Source organism: Tautonia plasticadhaerens, from assembly GCF_007752535.1.
Taxonomy (GTDB): Bacteria; Planctomycetota; Planctomycetia; order Isosphaerales; family Isosphaeraceae; genus Tautonia; species Tautonia plasticadhaerens.
The window spans coordinates 1692386-1709169 of the sequence record NZ_CP036426.1; the positions used below are offsets into that span (position 1 = coordinate 1692386).

General features: G+C 70.0%; 14 protein-coding genes. 6 read left to right on the forward strand and 8 right to left on the reverse strand.

Annotation, left to right across the window (positions count from 1 at the left end):
• Window positions 1-454: 454 nt before the first annotated feature.
• Complete coding sequence (locus ElP_RS06610) at window positions 455-1630, forward strand: Gfo/Idh/MocA family protein (protein WP_197446764.1); 1176 nt, start codon at window positions 455-457, stop codon at window positions 1628-1630.
• A gap of 175 nt (window positions 1631-1805) precedes the next feature.
• On the opposite strand, the gene ElP_RS06615 is transcribed toward ElP_RS06610, so the two are convergent.
• Complete coding sequence (locus tag ElP_RS06615; protein WP_145267862.1) at window positions 1806-2144, reverse strand: RNA recognition motif domain-containing protein; 339 nt, start codon at window positions 2142-2144, stop codon at window positions 1806-1808.
• 443 nt (window positions 2145-2587) lie between these two features.
• Here ElP_RS06615 and ElP_RS06620 point away from each other — a divergent pair, with 443 nt between their 5' ends.
• A complete protein-coding gene (locus tag ElP_RS06620) occupies window positions 2588-3121 on the forward strand; it encodes a hypothetical protein (protein WP_145267863.1) in 534 nt (177 codons plus the stop codon).
• 179 nt (window positions 3122-3300) lie between these two features.
• On the opposite strand, the gene ElP_RS06625 is transcribed toward ElP_RS06620, so the two are convergent.
• A complete protein-coding gene (locus ElP_RS06625; protein ID WP_197446765.1) occupies window positions 3301-3717 on the reverse strand; it encodes an RNA recognition motif domain-containing protein in 417 nt (138 codons plus the stop codon).
• Between the two features lie 293 nt (window positions 3718-4010).
• Here ElP_RS06625 and ElP_RS06630 point away from each other — a divergent pair, with 293 nt between their 5' ends.
• A complete protein-coding gene (locus ElP_RS06630) occupies window positions 4011-5138 on the forward strand; it encodes an FAD-dependent oxidoreductase (protein WP_231749810.1) in 1128 nt (375 codons plus the stop codon).
• A 72-nt stretch (window positions 5139-5210) separates the two neighbouring features.
• Window positions 5211-5570, forward strand: coding sequence for an STAS domain-containing protein (locus ElP_RS06635; protein ID WP_197446766.1), 360 nt, complete (start codon window positions 5211-5213; stop codon window positions 5568-5570).
• Window positions 5571-5586: 16 nt separating this feature from the next.
• On the opposite strand, the gene ElP_RS06640 is transcribed toward ElP_RS06635, so the two are convergent.
• Window positions 5587-7122, reverse strand: coding sequence for a hypothetical protein (locus ElP_RS06640; RefSeq protein WP_145267867.1), 1536 nt, complete (start codon window positions 7120-7122; stop codon window positions 5587-5589).
• Between the two features lie 473 nt (window positions 7123-7595).
• On the opposite strand from ElP_RS06640, the gene ElP_RS06645 reads away from it, so the two are divergent.
• Window positions 7596-8015, forward strand: a complete 420-nt coding sequence (locus tag ElP_RS06645) for a hypothetical protein (protein WP_145267868.1) — start codon at window positions 7596-7598, stop codon at window positions 8013-8015.
• 93 nt (window positions 8016-8108) lie between these two features.
• Here ElP_RS06645 and ElP_RS06650 read toward each other — a convergent pair whose 3' ends face one another.
• The 5 genes from ElP_RS06650 to ElP_RS37705 all read right to left on the reverse strand — a co-directional run bounded on the left by ElP_RS06650 (window position 8109) and on the right by ElP_RS37705 (window position 15092).
• Entirely contained in the window at window positions 8109-8951 is an 843-nt protein-coding gene (locus tag ElP_RS06650) for a 3-keto-disaccharide hydrolase (protein ID WP_197446767.1), read from the reverse strand.
• A gap of 1105 nt (window positions 8952-10056) precedes the next feature.
• Window positions 10057-11373, reverse strand: a complete 1317-nt coding sequence (locus ElP_RS06655) for an amidohydrolase (protein WP_145267869.1) — start codon at window positions 11371-11373, stop codon at window positions 10057-10059.
• Window positions 11374-11470: 97 nt separating this feature from the next.
• On the reverse strand, window positions 11471-11791 hold the full coding sequence (locus ElP_RS06660) for a tetratricopeptide repeat protein (RefSeq protein ID WP_145267870.1): 321 nt from the start codon (window positions 11789-11791) through the stop codon (window positions 11471-11473).
• A 153-nt stretch (window positions 11792-11944) separates the two neighbouring features.
• Window positions 11945-12652 carry a Uma2 family endonuclease gene (locus tag ElP_RS06665; protein WP_197446769.1) on the reverse strand — a complete coding sequence of 236 codons (708 nt, stop codon included), beginning with the start codon at window positions 12650-12652 and terminating at the stop codon, window positions 11945-11947.
• Between the two features lie 67 nt (window positions 12653-12719).
• Complete coding sequence (locus tag ElP_RS37705) at window positions 12720-15092, reverse strand: carboxylesterase family protein (protein WP_197446770.1); 2373 nt, start codon at window positions 15090-15092, stop codon at window positions 12720-12722.
• Between the two features lie 354 nt (window positions 15093-15446).
• On the opposite strand from ElP_RS37705, the gene ElP_RS06670 reads away from it, so the two are divergent.
• Window positions 15447-16139, forward strand: a complete 693-nt coding sequence (locus tag ElP_RS06670) for a hypothetical protein (RefSeq protein WP_145267872.1) — start codon at window positions 15447-15449, stop codon at window positions 16137-16139.
• Window positions 16140-16784 lie beyond the last annotated feature (645 nt).

Genomic DNA, 16784 nt, shown 5'->3' on the forward strand with positions numbered 1-16784 from the left:
ACGCAACGGTCGGATCTGTCTTGCATTGCGCCGAGGCGGGCTTGAATCGCCCGTCCTCATCCCTTCGTGGGCGCGCGAGGACCTACCCGCCCACGGCCGATGCTCGACAGGATGCCGAGCGTGGTCGTGGGACGGGTTTGTTCTCAACGTGAATGATGGCTATCCCCGGATCGGTGCCCCCGGGCAGCTCAAAGTAAGCCGCTTGGTCCTCTCCCCGGGTGAGCGTTCACGGCGCTGGACAGGGCATTGCCGACCTCGTAGCCTGGCGAGGAAAGCCGTTCTCCCCTCGACCTCAGGGGGGCGGAGTTCAATTCCCGGGATGAAACGAGGGGCAGCGACCATGACCGGTGGCATGAATCGTCGGAGGTTTCTGGAGGGATCGAGTGCGGCCGTTGGTGCCTTCGCCTTCACGGCGGCGACGGGCTGGGCGAGCGATGATGCCCCGAGCAATCGGGTGACGGTCGGGGTCATGGGCTTGAGCCGGGGGCGGGCACTGGCCGTCGGGTTCGCGAAGCAGCCGGGGGTGACCCTCAAGTATTGTTGCGATGTCGACCTCGACCGGGCCGGCGCCGGCGCGGATGCCGTCCGCAAGTCGGGAACCGACCAGAGTCCCGAGGCGATCCAGGACTTCCGCCGCATCCTCGACGACCCCGAGGTCGATGCACTCGTCTGCGCCGCCCCGAACCACTGGCATGGCCCGGCCACGGTCCTCGGCTGCAAGGCGGGCAAGAACGTCTATGTCGAGAAGCCGGCGTGCCACAACCCCCACGAGGGGGAGTTGATGGTCGAAGCGGCCCGGACCTACGGCAAGGCCGTCCAGGTCGGCACCCAGCGCCGGAGCAGCCCTCAACTGATCGAGGCGGTCGAGGCGATGAGGGACGGGGTCATCGGCCGCCTCTATCACGCCCGCTCCTACTACAGCAACCGGCGTGGCACGATCGGTCACGCAGACCCGTCGGAGCCTCCGGCCAATCTCGACTACGAACTTTGGCAGGGCCCAGCCCCGCGTCAGCCGTTCAAGAGCAACGTCGTCCACTACAACTGGCACTGGTTCTGGCACTGGGGCAATGGCGAGCTGGGCAATAATGGCGTCCATGCGCTCGACCTCGTGCGGTGGGGACTGGGGGTCGATTACCCGACCCACGTCGTCAGCACCGGCGGCCGCTACGTCTTCGACGACGACCAGCAAACCCCCGACACGCACACCGTCTCCTATGAGTTCCCCGGCCGCATCACGGCCGACTGGCAGGGGCTCAGCTGCAACGGCAACGATCCCGGCCCGTTCGTCGTCTTCTACGGGACCGAGGGGGCCCTGGAGATGTTCGGGAACGGGACGTACACGATCAAGGACAACGCCGGTAAGGAGGTCAAGTCCGTCGAGGGGGTACTCGGCGAGCCTGAGCACCTGGCGAACTTCCTGGCCGCGGTCCGGGCGGATGCCCCGCTCGATCTGAACGCGGAGGTCGACGCGGGAGTCAAGAGCACCCTGCTGTGCCACCTCGGCAACATCGCCCAGAGGACCGGCCGGGCCCTGACGTGCGACCCGGACAACGGCCGGATCGTCGGGGATGAGGAGGCGATGAGCCATTGGCGCCGCGATTATGCCGACGGCTGGGCACCGACCATTTGAGGCCGAGGGTCTTGAGGGTCGATCGGGCGGGCCTCACTCCCGATCGGCCCTCCCCCCGCCCCGTCCTCGATCGGCAAATAGAGCGACCCCGGGACCACGCTCGGCAGAGCGGGGCGCCGGGGTCATGATTGATTCGGCTGCGACTCGACTGACCGAGTCGCTCGAGACGGTCGGCTTAGTAGCGCCCGCCGCCGCCACCACCGTACCCGCCGCCACCACCATAGCCGCCGCCACCACCATAGCCGCCGCCGCCACCGGTGCGGGGGGCCCGGGGGCGGGCCTCATTGACATTGAGGCGACGACCGCCGTATTCGTAATCGTGCAGGCCGTCGATGGCGGCCTGGGCCTCGTCGTCGGAGTCCATCTCGACGAATCCGAAGCCCTTGCTGCGGCCGGTGTCGCGGTCCTGAATGACCTGCGCGCTCTGAACCGAGCCGAAGTGTGCGAAGAGGGTTTCCAGAGAGGCGTCGTCGACCTGATAGCTCAGGTTGCCGACATAGAGCTTCTTACCCAACGGACCACTCCAGGAGGAGGGAAACGACCCCACAGGGAAACGTCCCGGGTCGAGGAGGACGGGGCTCGCAGCGTTCGGAGCCCTCGGCAGAAGGCAAGGAGAAGGAAGCGGGTGACGTGCTCGACGAGAACGAACGGCGCTTGCTCTACCATCCAACCAGCCGAACGGATTCTACGACGCATCGCTCGGCAGGGGAAGGGAAATCCAGCGGAATTCCGGGATCGGGATTCACATGCAAGTTCGCGAGCGAGATGAGCAGGTCGCGGACCTCGGCTATATGACCTCACGTTGCGTCGCGAGGCGGCCGGGTGAGGTGATCTAGGACCGAGTTGGTGCAGGAGTTGCGACCGTCTTCCCTTGCGGCTCAGTCACTGGGCCGAGGAACGGGCCGGTCCGTGAGCGGCTCGACCGGCCCCGATTGATACACACGGGATGACATCACCATGGGAAACACTTCAAACCGAACCAAGGTCGCCGCCCTCTTCAATGACCGATCGGGCGCGGACACGGGTTACCAGGCGGTCCTCGATCGCGGCTACTCCCACGACCGGATCACCACGGCCATGACCGACGAGGCCCGTCAACGGCACTACCCCGAGGGCAACGTCGGTTCGATGGAGGAGGGGAACAAGGCCGCGGAAGGTGCGGGGGTCGGCGGGGCGATCGGTTCGATCACCGGCGGGCTGGTCGGCGCGATCGCGGCGATCGGCACCACCCTCATCCTCCCCGGCCTCGGCCTGGTCGTCGCCGGCCCGCTGGCCGCGGGGCTCGCCGGTGCCGGGGCGGGCGGGCTCACCGGAGGTCTGGTCGGTGCCCTCGTCGGCTGGGGCATCCCCGAGGAGCACATCAAGCACTATGAGGCCGGCCTGCACGAAGGCGGGATCATCCTCGGCGTCGATTCCGCATCGGAGGCCGAAGCCCGAGCGATTGAGGATGACTGGAAGGCCGCTGGCGCCTCCCGGATCGATCGCTACTGAGCAAAAGCGGACCAGAGGGTCAACACCACTCAACAAGAAACCGGGGCCTCGATTCAAGAGGCCCCGGCAACGACAGAGAGGCCCGGATCCGGGACCTCTCATTCCAGTCAATTCATGAGCCGACCGAGGCTGGTCAGGCGATCAACCGGCCGGTCGAGTCCGGACCGGATGAGTAGCGATCAATAACGGCCGCCGCCGCCATAACGGCCACCGCTGAAGCCGCTATCGCCTCGGCCGCCGCCGTAGCCGCCCCGGCTACCGCCGCCGCCGCCGCCGTAGCCGCCCCGGCTACCGCCGCCGCCGCCGCCGTAACCACCCCGGCTGCCACCGCCGCCGCCGCCGCGATCCTCACGAGGGCGAGCCTCATTGACCGTCAACCGACGACCCTGGTAGTCCTGGTCGTGGAGGGCATCGATGGCAGACTGGGCCTGCTCATCGGAGTCCATTTCGACGAAGCCGAAGCCCTTGCTGCGGCCGGTGTCGCGGTCCTGGATGACCTGGGCACTCTGAACGGTGCCGTATTGCGAGAACAGTTGCTCGAGCTCGGAACTATCGACCTTGAAGGTCAGATTCCCGACGTATAACTTCTTGCCCACCAAAGGTCTCCTGGGCATTGGGCGCGAGACGACCCTGCAATCAATCGTTCCGGGTCGAGTGGAACGGGGCGAGAGCCCGGTCGGTAGGTACGTGCGAAACGGGAAGCGGGGGCGAGCTCGTGGAGAACCTGCGTCGCTTGCTCGATCATCCAACCGGCCGCGATGATTATATCTCGGTCGGGGGAAAAATACAGGGTAATTTCATCCCACGTCGCCCATTCTCCGGGCGGATCCGGGCGTGAGCCCCGCCGCCACGGTCGGCAACGAGGACCATCATGCGTCGATTGCGGGTCATGGTCATAGGGGCCGGGGCCTTCGGGGGCTGGACGGCCTTGCGATTGGGGCGACTCGGGGCCGAAGTGACTCTGGTCGACTCCTGGGGACCGGGGCATGCTCGGGCAAGCTCCGGGGGGGAGACGCGCGTGCTCCGACGCTCGTACCCTGAGGGGGACTTCGTCCGGCTGGCCGATCGGGCACGCCTGCTCTGGCTCGAGGAGGAGCGACGCTCCGGCCTCCGGCTGTTCGAGCCGATCGGCGTGCTCTGGATGTCGACCGCCCCCGGCGAGTTCGAGCGCCGCTCGATGGAGAACCTCGAGGCCCATGGCGTGCCCTTCGAGCGACTCGACCCCTCGGAGATCGCCCGACGATACCCGCAGCTCCGCTCGGACGACATGTACGGCGGCTTCTTCGAGCCGGGGGCGGGGTATCTCCGCGCGAGTGCGGCCTGCCGGGCCGTCCGGGACGCCCTCGTGGCGGAGGGGGGATGCTACCTCCAGGCCTGGTGCGAGCCGGGCGAGATCCGGTCGGGGGAACTCTCCGGGCTGACGCTCCCGGACGGCTCGACCCGGGCCGCGGATCGATACGTGTTCGCGGGCGGGCCCTGGTTGGCCGGCCAGTTCGGGGAGCGACTGGGCATCTCCCTGCGGGTGACCCGCCAGGAGGTCTTCGTCTTCGGCACGCCCCGGGGTGACGACCGCTTCGGCCCCGGCCGGCTCCCCGTCTGGGCCTGGCTCGGCGATCGGTTCTGGTACGGCATCCCGGGGGAGGGCTCGGTCGGCGGCTTCAAGGTCGCCGACGACACCCGCGGGCCCTCGTTCGACCCGACCTCCGCCGATCGCATCCCTTCGGCGGATGGGCTGGAACGAGTGCGGAACTTCCTGGCCGATCGATTCCCCGGCATGGCCGGTGCCCCCCTGGTTGACGCGGCAGTCTGCCAGTACACCGAGGCCCCTGGGGGCCGGTTCCTCGCCGATCGCCTGCCCGGGACGAGCAACGCCTGGGTCTCCGGAGGGGGATCCGGCCACGGCTTCAAGCATGGCCCGGCAATCGGGGAATATCTCGCCTCGTTGGTGATCGGAGACCGGGAACCGGGGACCGACCGGGCCTTCTCCACGGTCGAGGAAATCCGTACACCTCGATAAGTCGCGGCGGGTCGGCTACGATGGCGTCTCCCGCCCGATCGACGGCGAATGCGGCCCGCGCGAGGCAACATCATGGGCGTCGCAACCCCCGAGCACGATGCAGGGCTCTATCGAGTGGTCGAGCATGGGGATGTGGTCGAGGCGGCAATCCTCTGTCGGAACCTGCCGGAGGGCCTGTGCGAGGCCCTGATCGAGCAGGCGACGACCCGGGGCTGGTCCCGACTCATGATCGATTGTTCGGAAGTCTATTTTCTCACGAGCCTCGGCCTCGGGGCGCTGATCCGGCTCGATCGCCTGCTCCGACCCTCGGGGGGACGGCTGCGACTCTTCGGCCTCAAGCCCGATCTCCGGGAGCTGTTCGAGATCACCCGGATCGACCGGGTGGTGCAGATCTGCGAGAGTCGGGAGCAGGCGAATTCGTCGACCTGGTGACCCTCCTCCCTCGCGTTCACCCCCCCGGCGTGACCAGGGCGGCCGTCGCCCCCTCGGGGCGGTGGCCGATCGAGGCGGATTCGGCGGCGATCAGCCTCCGGAAGCGTTCGACGGCCTCCCCGTCGGCGACCCTCGGCAGATTGGCCTCCAGGGCGACGCGCTCCAAGGTGTGTTGCAGGCGCCGACAGCGGACCCAGATGCGATCCTGGTCGAGCCGAAGTTCCTCCAACTCGGCCAGTCGGAGTCGTCGGCGCTCGAACTGGTCATACCCTGGGTGACCCTCGATGAACACGACCACGGCTTCGGCCTCGGTCGTCAGCAGCGCGGTGACGGCTGGGTTCCATCGGTTCTTCAGCTCGGGCCAGCGGCCGATCAGGTCGTCGCGGATCCCGATGCCGGACGCGACGGCCCGGGATCGGGCCTGTCGGATCGATCTGTCGAGCCGGCGGGCCTCGGAGCGGGTCTCCTCGGCCAGTCGGCGGGCCTGCCCGGCCCGGTCGTCGCCGGTCAGCCCGAGCGAATCGGAGAGACCCCGGATGACGGCCCGGTCCGGGATCGAGGCCTCGGCCAGGAGGTCGGGACAGGGGGAGTCGGCCGAAAGCAGCCCGTCGTCGACGCCGGTCGAGAGTCGGCTGGAGTGCCGGAGGAAAGCGTCGGACGTCTTCATCGAAAGGTCGACGGTGACCGACTCGAGTAGGGTATAGGCGTGGGCCTCGGCCAACGAGACGAGCCCGTCCCCGTCGAGGTCGGGTTCTCGGCCGATCGGCTCCCCGGTGCGGGTCCGGCCCCGGATCGCTTCCCAGAAGTACGAGGAATACTCGTGGTACTGCTCCTCGTCGATGTCCGGGGTGCAACCGGCGGCGGGGCGATCGTGCGTGGTGGCGAAGAAGCCGCAGACGCCGGCACGGTTTGGGCCGGACGGCCGATCGTCCCGGGAAAAGGCCAGCTCGGCGAAGCCGCCGGAGTAGCACTGGACCATCACCAGGACCACCCCCACCCCCTCGGGAAGCCCGTCGATCAGCCCGGCCAGCTCCCGGACCCGTAGCTCTTCGCGGCCCCAGAGGTAGATCGCGGTGTTCCGAGGGTCCTCCTCGTCCCCCTTGCCGCCGTGGGCCGTGGCATAGATGAACAGGCGGTCGCCCGACCCGAGCGTACCCCCGGTCGATCGGAACCACCGGCGAAGGTTCTCGAGGCTCGAGGCCCCTCGGACCCCGTCGACCGAATGGGATCGGTACGACTCCCCCAGGGCGTCGGTCTGCCCAAGCACCCGGGCCAGGAGGACGTTGACCCGGGGCAGGGATCCGGCGGGCTCCCGGTACAGGAGATCCGGCGATGGGTCGTCCCCGTCGCTGAAGAAGACGTCGATCGGGGCCCCGGTCGGGTAGGACTCGCCGATCAGGGCCCGGAAGACGGCCACGTTCTTCTCGAGCGAGACCTGGTTCGTGGAGGGATCGGCTCCGCCGCCGATGACGAGGAAGTGGTCTTCGCCCGGGGCGACCGCCGGGAGGGCCACGATCACCAGGGCGGCCGCGGCGGATCGGTGCAGGGGCATGGGTCGTTCCTGGGGATGGGGCCGGGTCGAGGGGATCGCTCGCGGCGTCCCGATCACTCCGGACCGCTGCCTGCCCGGATGCGAACCGCGGGGGCGATCGACGGCCGATTTCCTGCAAAGGCGAGGCCGGATGCCCGGCCCGACGGGGCCGTTGGGAGGGGAGGTAGCGGTCGGAATGATTCGATTGGACGATGCGGCTGGGACACGCTCGGGATCCGGAATCCATCGCACGCCTCGAAGGTTCGCCGGCTCCCCACCCCCAACCGGGTACCGGGTCCGCGACGGCTCCTTGACAGCGAAACCGGGAAAACCGTAACGTCCGGCGAGTCCACGTCGAGTTTTCGGGTCGCGCAGAATCGCCGGGTGTCTGCCACGTCGGATGCCGAGGGGATGGATTCCTCAGCCGGAAGGTCGACCGGATCGGCCGGGCACGTGGCCCGGCCTCGTGAAGCCTCGATCGAGGAATCCGAACCATGACGCGACTGATCCGGACCATCGGCCTGGCGACGAGCCTGGGCCTCGGGGCGGTCTTGCTCGCCCCCAACTCGGCGGACGCCGGCTGCCACAAGAATCCTTGCGCCCCGGCCCCGAAGGCCGGCTGCGGATTCAAACTCAAGATGCCGAAGCTGGGTCATGGGTGCGGCTTGAAGATGCCGAAACTGGGCCACTCGAAGCGTGCGAAGGCCTGCGAGACGGCCGTGCCGACTTACCACATGCCCGTGTCGGTCATGCCCTCGGCCCCGGTCCCGTCGTACCAGGGGACCACCATGCCCGGCTACGCCGCACCCGCCATGCCCATGCCTTCGGCGCCCGGCATGATGATGGGCCCCGGCATGAGGGCGCCCGGCATGATGATGCCGTCGACGCCCGGGATGATCCCGCCGGTCTTCTGATCGGCGGAGGGCAATCGGCCCGGTCGGACATCGGGGCGAGGCGGGGCGGTGATGGCCCCGCCCCGCCTCGCTTCATTTCGTTGCGCCCCCGGGTCAGGACTCATCGTAGCCCTTGAGTTCCCGGATCCAGATGTTGCGGAACCGGACGGGGTCGCCGTGGTCCTGGAGCTGGAGCGGCCCTTTCGGCCCGTGGGGTCGATAGGTGCCGACGGCCCGGAAGGCCACGGCGCCGAGCAGCGGCGTGTGCTCGTGAACCAGCACCCCATTGTGGAAGACGGTGGCGTAGGCGGGCTCGGCGACCGAGCCGTCGTCCTTGAATTTCGGGGCGCGGAAGACGATGTCGAGGGACTGCCACTGTCCGGGGGGCCTCGAGGAGTTGACCAGGGGCGGGTACTGGCCGTAGATCGCGGCCGTCTGGCCGTCGGGGTAGGTCGGGTTCTCGAAGCAGTCGAGCACCTGGATCTCGTATCGGCCGAAGAACATCACCCCGCTGTTGCCCCTCCCCTGGCCGTCGCCCTTGGCGGGCTCGGGGGAGGCGAACTCCAGGTGGAGCTGGCAGTCGCCGAACTCCTGCTTGGTCTGGATCGACCCGGTCCGGGGGGCGATCACCAGGGCCCCACCCTCGACCTGCCACGGCGCGTCGTCGCCATTGGGCAATTCCCAGGCGGCGAGGTCGGAGCCGTCGAACAGGACGACCGCGTCCGAGGGGGGCGTGCCCGGCTCCTCCTGGGTGCTGGCGGTGCCCGGCTCGACGACCGGGGGCTGGGGCCGGGTCCCGTCGTGGACCCGATAAGCCCCGCCGGGGAGGAAGGGCGTATCGTCATAGCCGAGCTTCGGCGTCTCCCCGTCCTGCGACATGGCGGCCTCCAACGCGAGGGTGCCGCCCGAGAGCAGGGCGAGGGCGGCGAAGGTCCGGGAGAGGTTTCGACGGGTCATGGAGGGCAACTCCGGGATGATCGAGGGGGGCGGGTGTCGCCGGGTCGCTCGGGTCGGTCGCCCGCCCGGCGGCCCGGAGGGGCCGACCCGGCCGATTCTAACGGCCCCCGAGGCCCCGGGCCACGGGTCGGACGACACCCGATCCGGGCCTCGGGCTCGGCGACGTCCCGGGACGGCCGGGTCCGCGGCTCGGTCGGGATCGGTGCGCCCCGGCGCGCCAGGTCGAAATCGAGGATTTCTCTTGGAGATAAAGGACTTGTGGCAAATCGATTGGGTTCGCTCCGCACACCGAATCTGGTCCGCCCCTCCCGGTCCGAAGCCCGGACGTCTCGCCTCCCTCCGGGTTGGTGCTCTCGCGAGAAAACCCGTGTCGTTCGGGCTCGGTGCGCCACTCGGTGCGCCAGGGATGGCCAGGCCATGATTGCCCCATTGGTTTGCCCTCATGAAAGTTGTGTCAACCGTGCCGCCGATCATGTCGTGCCGAAATGGGTTCGCTCCGCGCCAGTACGCTTCGAGTGGAGTTCCGATCCCAGGCCGAGATTCGCCCCCGATTCCGACCCGGTCGGCCGCATGGGACGGATCGGGCGGGGGAGCCATCCTGAGGGAGGGACAAGGGGAGTCGCATCGTCGACGACTCTCGGGCTCGTCCCGTCCCGGCCGGCGACCGGGGGCCGGTACGAGCACGTACCCACTTCTATAAGGATCGAGGAAATCGGGTCCCGCAGTCACACGATTTTCGAATGGCTCTCGATCGGAGGAGGTCGACCCCCCGATTGGACGGGGTCGGGGCCGGCGCGGAAGCCATCGCCCCGGAATCGACCGACGCCTCCTCCCGGCCACATGGTGCTTCGACTGCAAGACTTGCGTTCGTGTCGCCGGGGAGGCCGGTGGCTCGCCGGCGAGCCACCGGCCTCCCGAAAGTGACCGATCCAGGTGATCACGGATCACGCCGCGGCAACGCGAAGCTCGGCGACCGCGGCTTGGCCGTCGACTTCGATGACCCACCCTCCGGGGCGTCGGGAAGCGACGGACGCCACGCGGATCACCCGCGAGATGACGGTTGGTGACGTGGATCGATCGGATCTTCGGCGAGTCGTCGGCCGGCTCAGCGGCCGGTGGCGTCGGCCGGGGGGGGGAGGAGCTCGACGACTGCGGAGGTCATCGCCCGGATCCCGACGGGGACGGCCGTCGGGGCGTCGGGGGCGAAGATCGGCGAGTGGAGCGAGGGGAGGGGATCGCCGCCCTCCTGGGCGTCCTCAAAGCGATCGGCGGGGACGGCACCCAGCCAGAACATGAAGCTCGGGATCTCGCCGTCGAGGCTGTAGAGGCTGAAGTCCTCGGCCCCCATGACCGGGTCGGTCGGGTGCACGTGCTCGGGGCCGATGGCGCGGCCCAGGGCGGGGACGATCCGGGAGACGAGGTCGGGGTCGTTGACCGTCGGCGGGGTCGACTCGCCGATTGTGACCGAGGGCTCGGGGGCTTCGTGGGCCTCGGCGAGGGCGAACGCCCGGCGCCGGATGCCGTCGATGAGCTGGTCCATGACCTCGGTCGTGTAGGAGCGGAGGGTGAGCTGGAGCGTGACCTCGGGGGGGATGATGTTGTGCTTCGCGCCGCCGTGGATCGAGCCGACGGTGACGACGGCGGGGTCGGTGGGGGCGACCTCCCGGCTGACGATGGTCTGGAGTTCCATGACGAGGGAGGCGGCCAGGACGATCGGGTCGACGGTCCGGTGCGGGTAGGCGCCGTGTCCGCCCTCGCCCCGGACGGTGATGTCGACGCTGGAGACGCTGGCCAGGGCGGGACCGGCCCGATAGGCGATCTGGCCGGCCCTGGTCTCGGAGGAGACGTGCAGGGCGAGGGCGAACTCGGGGCGGGGGAACCGCTCGTAGAGCCCGTCTTCGAGCATCCGACGGGCGCCCCCGACCCGTTCCTCGGCCGGCTGGGCGACGAGGACGACCGTGCCCGACCAGGAGTCCCGGTGCGAGGCGAGCCACCGGGCCACGCCGACGAAGCAGGTCATGTGCACGTCGTGGCCGCAGGCGTGCATGACCCCGACGGCCTCGCCGGCGTCGTCGGTCGCCTCGACGGTGCTGGCGAACGGGAGGCCGGTCTGCTCGACGACCGGCAGCGCGTCGAGGTCGGTGCGGACCAGGACGGTCGGACCCTCGCCGTTGCGGATCACCCCCACGACCCCGTGGCCGCCCACCTCCTTCGTGATTTCGTCGACCCCGGCCCGTTCCAGTTCGAGGGCGACCCGGCCGGCCGTCTCGGCTTCCTGGTACGAGAGCTCGGGATGGCGGTGGAGGTGCCGGTAGAGGTCGAGGAGCCCGGGGAGTTCCGCCGCGACCCAACCGGCATCCGCGCCCGAGGCGGGGATCGCCGGAGACGGCATCAGCAGCAGCAGCGAGGTCAACAGGGTCATGGGCGGGGCTCCGGTCGCGAGGTGGATCATCGATGTGGGGTCGTGGAGGCGGGGGATCGCCCTGCTCGGCCCTCCGTCCGGGGGGAGGGGACGGGGGTCACTCGATGCCCATCTGCTTCATGCGGGCCCGGGCCATGGCGTCCTCGGCCTCGGGGATGCGGCCGCACCGCTGGTAGATGACGGAGAGGGCGGTGTAGGAGAAGGGGTCCTCGGGCTCCAGCTCCGCGACCCGTCGGGCGTGCATCATGGCGTCGTCGAACTGGCCGAGGTCGACGCAGAGCCGGGCGAGCAGGCCGTGGGAGAGGGTGTGCTCGGGGTCGGCCTCGACGGCCTCCTTCAGCTTCGAGACGGCCGCCTCCTTGTCGCCGGCGTCCCGCAGGTCGATGGCCTGGTCGTACAGTTCGTTCGGCGAGGGCATGGGCCGGGCTCCGGTTCGTTCCCGCTCGGGCGGTCTGGTCGGCGATCGTCGGCCCCATTGTAACCGGGGAGGCGCTGCCCGCCAGGGTCGCGGCCTCAGGCGCCGATCCGGGCCCTGCCACCGACTCTGGAGGAGGGAGGCCCTCGGGGTCGATCAGCCCTCGCCGCCCCGGCGGGGCGCGAGCACCTCCCGGACCCAGTCGCGCAGGCGTCTCCTCCAGCGGTTGTCCGGCTCGTCCTCGGGGGAGGTCAGCCAGGGGAGGAGGTCGGCCGGGGCCAGGAAGGGGAAGCATCGGCTCCGGGTCCGGCCGACGTAGCGGCCGCCCTGCAGGATGAGGAACTGGATCCTCCCGGTGCGAGGGTGGTGGAGCCAGACCTCGGGGACCCCGAAGAGCAGGCAGATGTCCAGCGACTTGCTCGGGCCGTGCGTGACGACCACCTCGACCAGCAGGTCGGGCGGGGGGATGCGGGCGAGGTCGAGTTGATCGCCGGCGTCCCGGGCGGCGGCCTCGTGCTGGATGTAGTCGCAGGAGTCCGGCTCGATGTCGTCGTTCTTCTTGCCGGGAGGCCGCAGCAGGGTGCTCCTGGCGGCCAGGAAGTCGATGTCCAGTTCCTCGCAGACGACCCCGATGAAGTCATTTAGTCGCTCGCCTCCGCGTTCATGCCGAAACGAGGGGGACACGATCGTCAGGCTCCCATCCAGGCATTTGATCCGGGGACCATTCCGGTCCCCGACCAGCTCCAGGTAGCGGTCGAGGCCGCCGTCGCCGACCTGGAGCGTGATGACCATGTCGCCTTCCGGCGGGACGTCTGGCCCGACCTCGATCTCGATCTCGATCTCTTCATCCTGGATGGTGCTCATGCTCATCGTCCTGGGGGCCGGTCGGCCCGGGTCTCGGGTCGCCTCGCCTCGGCTCGCCCCGTTCCGATCACCCAGCCCGCTTGCCCCCGAGGGAGATTTTCGCCCAGTAGAGCTGGGTGCGGTCGCCCCGGATGCGGACATCCTCGAGCAGGGCGCCGAGGTCGGGCTTGACGAGGTCGTTGAAGTAGCGCTTGCCGTTGATCCGGATCTGGATGCGTTCGTCGAGGTCGAGGAATTCGGGGTCGATCCAGAGGTCCAGGGCATTGATGCCGCCGACGGTGAGGCTCAGGAGGTTGAGGGTCGAGTTGGTCTTGCAGGAGAGGGTGGCGGGGTCGAGCTTGGTGCCGAGGGCGTCGACCGTCTCGGGGGCGGGGGTGCGGCCGGGGGCGAACTCGCGGATGACGACGCCGAAGAAGCGGTCGGCGGCCGGGCGGGAGGAGACGACCTCGAAGTCCTTCAGCCGGGGGGTGCGGATCCGTCGCGACATCCAGTCGAAGGCGGCGGGCAGCTCCTCGGGCAGGGGTTCGAGGCCGCGACGGATGTACTCGACGTAGGTCACGTCCCAGGCCTTGCCGATCATGTCCTTGACCATGTCGAAGACGAGCGCCTCGGTGGAGGCGGTCGTCAGCTCGCCGATGACGACGTAGAGCGGGAGGTATTCGCCGTGGGCCCGGGTCCGGGAGACGTGCTTGGCCGGCAGGCCGGAGAGCGTGACCGCGCCGGCGAAGACGTCGGGGTGGGCGAGGCCGACGTCCCAGGCCGCGTTGCCGCCGAGCATCGAGCCGCCGACGTGGATGCGGTCGGGGTCGATGGAGAAACGCTTGCGGGCGTCCCTCAGGGAGAGGAGCACCGCGGCGTGCTCGTCGGAGGAATAGCGATAGTCGATGGCCGACTCACCCTCGCCGCTGCCCTCGTCGAGGTATTGCGGGGCGATCACGATGAAGCCGTTCCGGCTCGCCTCCGGCCCCCAGAATTCGAGGGCCGACTTCGGGCCCCGGCCGTCGTGCAGGGCGACGACCGTCGGGTATCGGCGCTGGGGGTGGTATTCGGGGGGGAGGAGGACGGAGTACTCGGTCGGGGTCGAATTGACCTCGTCGATCACCCGGCGGATGAGCGGGGTGGCCGAGGGGGGGGGCTCCAGGCTGGCGAGCGGCGGGGGCAGTTGCCGGATGATCCGGCTGGCGAGTCCCAGGTCGAAGGGCTGCGAGGTCCCATCGGCGGCGGGGATGGACAGGCCCTCCAGCTCGGATTTCAGGCGGGCGCGCTCCTCGCCGTCCCGGGAGATCAGGTAGCCGACGATCCGGTCCCGGGCGTCCCAGAGCGCCCGGACGGCCGCCGGCTCGTCCACCGCGTGCTCGGGGCCGACGACCCATGCCGAGAGGGCGCGGCAGAGGCGGACCTCCGGGGGGACCGGCTTTCCCTCGCCGTCGAGGGCCGGCCGGGCCGGCTCGAGCCGGGGGGCGACGGCGTCCGGGGCGTTCTCCAGGGCCTGGAGGATCTCGGTGACGGCGGACCGGTGGTCGCGCCGGAAGTCGTCCGGGGCGAGGTCGAGGGCGGACCGCAGCTCGGAGGCGAATTGCCGGTGCGCGGCCAGCCCGGACCTGAGATCCCGGAGGCGGCGGTCGACCGCCTCGCGTTGGGCGGGGGAGACGCCGTCGAGCCCGAAGGTCGTCAGGCGTTCCTCGGCCGCCCGGGGCTGGCCGACGGCGACGAGGCGGTCGGCGTCGTCGACGGCCTGACGGGCCTGGAGGTCCCGGACCGAGCCACGGACGTTGGCGACGGTGGCGGCCAGGTCCGGGAAGGCCTCGGCGAGCCGATCGAGCTCGGCCAGGGCCTCGTCGTACCACTTCGCCTGGATCAGGAACCGGCCGACGCGGAGCCGCTCGTTCTGGTTGGTCGGGTCGACGCGGTCGAGCAGGCCGAGGATGACGGGGCGGGGGACCTGCCCGGTGGCGACCTGGCCGACCCAGAAGCCGTCGATCCCCCGGAATTTGACCACGTCGGGCCCGATCTCGTTGATCGCCTGCTTCATCCGCTCGGGACGGAGGGAGCGGCCGTTATACTCCGAAAACTCGAACATCCGCTGGCCGAAGTCGTCCCACTCGGTCGACCGGACGCGGAGGGCGTGGGAGGGCATCTCGCCGCCGTGGACCTCCAGGGGCTGCACGAGGGAGAACCGCTCCATCCGCTGTCGGTCGGAGGCCGGCTCGGGGGAGACGCGTTCGATCTTCGTCTGGCGGATGACGGTCCGCTTCAGGCCGTCGAAGACGGTGACGAGGGCGTTGTCGCGCTCGACGACCCCCGAGATCAGGCCGCCGTTCTTGAGGACCACCTGGTCGGCCCGGACGCGGGGCCCGGTCGCGACCAGGACGAGGAGGAGGGCCGTCGCCGGCCCGGGGGTGGAGATGAATGGCGACCGTCGCCGGGGCGGGATGATCATCGGGCCTCCTTGGTCGTCCATGCCGGATCGGGTCGATGTCGACGATGACGGGGGAGCGTGGAAGGGCGCCGGGATCCCCGGGCCGCCCGGGTCGGGTCGATCCGATTCGAGCCGGTCGTCCGGCGGGGGATCGACCCGAGACCCGGGGCCGTGACCGATCGCCCGAGACACCGGGGCCCGTCCATCCGGCCCGGGAGGCGAGCCATCCGGTCCCATTCTGTCCCGAGGGGCGACGGGGTCAAGCGTCGGGCCATGCCGGTGGGATCGGCTGGCGTCGCGTCGCGGGGGCTCGTACCTTGGGACGCTGAGGATCGCCTCGATATTCCCTCGGACCGATCGACGGGGCGCCCCCGCATGGCTCCCGACCCCCTGAAGTTCCGGTGCGACCGATGCGACCAGCTGCTCGGCGTCTCACCCTCCAAGGCCGGCCAGCGGGTGAAATGCCCGAAATGCGGCTGCGGCCTGGTGGTGCCGGGGCCGTCGGGCCCTCCCCCGGCCGACCGCGACGAGTCGGCATGGTTGCCGTCGACCGGGGCGTCGGTCGAGGCGAAGGGCGGGGCGTCCGGCGCCGTCACGCGCCCGCCCGGCTTCTTCGACGGGATCGACCTCCGGCAGGAGGAACTGGAGTCCCTCTTCGCGGTCGACTCCGATGAGCTCCCCACGACCCCGATCCCCGGCCCGGGGGACCCGGGAGAGGAGGACGAGGGTGTGGCGATCCCGCCCGGGTTCCTCGACCTGGCCGCCGGGGGTCGGGAGCCTGGGCCCGTTTCCGATCTCTCCGAGCCGGCTTCCCGGGTGGCCTTCGAGCCGGGGACGCCCCCGGCGGGGATCGGGATCCGGGACCCGGGGGCAGTTCCCCGGGGGCCTCGGGGAGAGGGCGGATCGTCCGTCCCGGCCGCCTCGATCGCCCGGGGGAGGCCCGGGCGGGACGTGGCGATCCCCCGGGTGGCCTTCGTGGCCTGGTCGCTCTTCCTGCTGCTGGCGCTGTTCCTGGCGTTCGTCTCGGGGTTGCTGGCCGGGCGATTCGTCTGGACCGGGCCGGCGTGACCGGATCGGGATCGCACGGATCCGGGGAGGACCGGCCCGATTCGGGATGCACGATTCCCGGGGATCGGGTAGAGACGGTGGCGAGGGTCGCCCGGATCGGACCGATGAGGATGCACCCCGAGCATGGACGCGAGGACCAGAGGCGCGGAGCCTCCCAAACCGATCGGTCGACCCGATAGGGCCGGGCGTCCCAGCCGGATCTACCGGCCCGAGGGATGCCCCCGGATGACGACGGCCGGCGCCCCCGTCCCGGTCGACCGTTGGATGGTGATTGCCGTGGCGGTCGGGGTCTCCTTGAGGCTGGTCCGATACCTGACGGACCGGCCGCTCTGGGGGGACGAGGCGATGGTCGCCGTCAACGTCCTGGGCCGGGGCTTCGGCGAGTTGCTCGGGCCCCTGGCGTTCTTCCAGGTGGCCCCGGCGGGATTCTTGTGGATCGAGCGGGGGATGATCGACCTGCTCGGGGCGTCGGAGTGGTCGCTCCGGCTGGCGCCGGTCGTCGCCGGGATTGCGGCCGTCCCCGTGTTCGCCTGGGTGGCGAGGCGGGCGGTCGGCGGCCCGTCGGCGTTGCTGGCGGTCTCGGTATTCGCCGTCTCCTACGCACCGATTCGTCATTCGGCCGAAGTGAAGCCGTATGCGTTCGAC